Source organism: Alteromonas sp. BZK5, from assembly GCF_014349115.1.
In the GTDB taxonomy this organism is placed as follows: domain Bacteria; phylum Pseudomonadota; class Gammaproteobacteria; order Enterobacterales; family Alteromonadaceae; genus Alteromonas; species Alteromonas macleodii.
Map to the genome: position 1 here is coordinate 1 of NZ_JACSOE010000216.1, position 2,086 is coordinate 2,086.

The following is a 2,086-nucleotide window of genomic DNA, read 5'->3' on the forward strand; positions in this document are numbered from 1 at the left end:
GAGTTTAAGACAAATTAACGCTATTTACTATCCTCTGTGACAGCTGGCTTTAAGGCTTGTTTCATGCGATTTAGGTCCAAAAACAGGAAGCAATTACGAAGTAAGTGTAGTCAAGATAAGAAAATAGGCTGATCATTGGGACTGAAAAATTCTCTCGATATGTGCAACATGATGCCTCAACACATGAGTGTTCAAGCTATATTGGCGGTGGAGCCCTTAAGCGCCAAAGTTGAAATCTCTCTGAATAACGTAATCGTCAGTTGTTATTTGTTTTGACTCAATCAGTGGCGGCGCTCTGCAAGAATTAGCGGTAATTGGTGAATCTTGCTTATCCAAATGCCAGAGTATCTTTTGGATGACGGCAGGCTCTGTAATGCATGCGATGATTTTGACATTCGCCTTTGTGCAAGCTTCGCAAATGGTAATGTCAATGTTGAATACACGTTTTAACCTCTGTGCCCATGACATGCTGCGCGCCTGGTAGGGCTTATCTGAATCTTTCAGATGCTCTGCTAAACGAGGGCTGTTCTTGCCGCGTTGTGAAGCAGTTACTTCTGCTCGTACATTGGCATTTGGCGCAAACACGCCATAAAACCGCGTCAGATTCAGTCTAGGCGGTGGTACCAAGGCAGCTAGCTTACTAATGAAGTCAATCGGCGAGAAGAATACGTGAGTCGTACCATTGCTGTAGGGTGTCTTGAGTTCGTATCTGACATTACCTGTCGTTGTGAGGCTTAAGCGTTTTTCGCTTATTGCAGGTCTTGCGATGTAACGACACAATCTTTCTAGTTTTTCTGGTTGATCTGCATCTGCGAAGACCCCTGCATGTAGGCTAAATCCAGCTATCTTTGCGAGTTGTCCTAAGTGATCAGGATCTTTTGCTTGCATGGTTTGCAAAGTAAACACTTTTTTACCAGTATCTGCACCAACTGCGATCCGGTAGCTGACCGAAGCAGCTTGCAGTGGTAACAAGCTGTCTTCATCGTTAATTGGCAAGTCCAGATAGGTATTGTCAATGTCGCGTTGAATTAGCCCTGCTTTTTCGAGATATTGTGCGATGCGCTGGCTGATGGTGTTTACCAACGCCTCCATATTGGAATGACTCGGCGCTTTGACTCGCTTAAATGTCATTTTTCCATGCTCTTGTGTGATGACACCTTCAAGGAACAGCATATGGAAATGTATATTTAAGTTAAGCGCACTACCAAAACGCTGAATGTAGGTGACTGCCCCTGTCTTAGCCTGCTTCTTCAAGTAGCCTGAACGATGGATGATGTCTGTGGAAATTGCGCGGTGAACGATTTGCAGGACGTTGCTGAGTTCTTTGGGGTATCTGGCGAGTAATAACCTTAGGGGAATAGGTAAGCTTAACACCCATTGCCTAACAGGGTAACCCTGCAATACATCATCAACCAGTAGTTTCGCACTCTCAGCCATCCTTCGAGCTCCGCAACTCGGGCAGAAACCTCTTCGCTTGCAACTGAAAGCTACAAGCTTCTCATGTTTGCAGTCATCACAGACTATGCGCAGAAATCCATGCTCAAGTCGACCACACTTAAGAAACTCTTCAAACTCTTTGATCACATGGTATGGTAATGCCTTTCCCTGAGATTGCATCATCTCGGCGAAGGCAGGGTAATGTTTCTCAACAAGTTGATAGAGCAATGTTTGCTCTGGACGATGGCGTTGATAGGTGTATTGCTCTGCAGCTAACATCAGCATCCTTGCTAATGTAAAAGTCTGTAGTGTACCTTGTTGGGCTGGTAAGTAAACTGACCAGAGTGACAGAAATTGGCAGTGGTTCGTGGTTATCTGAACGACCGGTATACGATCAGATAGCTAGTCTACAACGGAGGCTCCTCTAACGTCTGCTATTCGCTCATAGCTGCCATTAGAACCTCAATGCCTCAACGACCGCTTTACGTACATTTGAGCCGCACAGTATGTGTTTTTTTGTTAAACAACACATACTAATTATGAACATAAAAAAACCTGCATAAAGCAGGTTTTTTCTCTTTAAGCTAATGACTAAAGCGTGCTTATTGATTTGCACCAGCAACCGCTTCTTTAGCCAATTGCGTAATAC

2 protein-coding genes are annotated in these 2,086 nt (G+C 44.4%); both read right to left on the reverse strand.

The features are described 5' to 3' along the window. Nucleotides 1–216: 216 nt before the first annotated feature. Nucleotides 217–1,716, reverse strand: coding sequence for an IS91 family transposase (locus tag BIZ39_RS21395; RefSeq protein WP_015067461.1), 1,500 nt, complete (start codon nucleotides 1,714–1,716; stop codon nucleotides 217–219). A 175-nt stretch (nucleotides 1,717–1,891) separates the two neighbouring features. Then, nucleotides 1,892–2,086, reverse strand: a 195-nt coding sequence (locus BIZ39_RS22100; RefSeq protein ID WP_222936747.1) for a hypothetical protein, incomplete at its 5' end; no start/stop codon positions are given.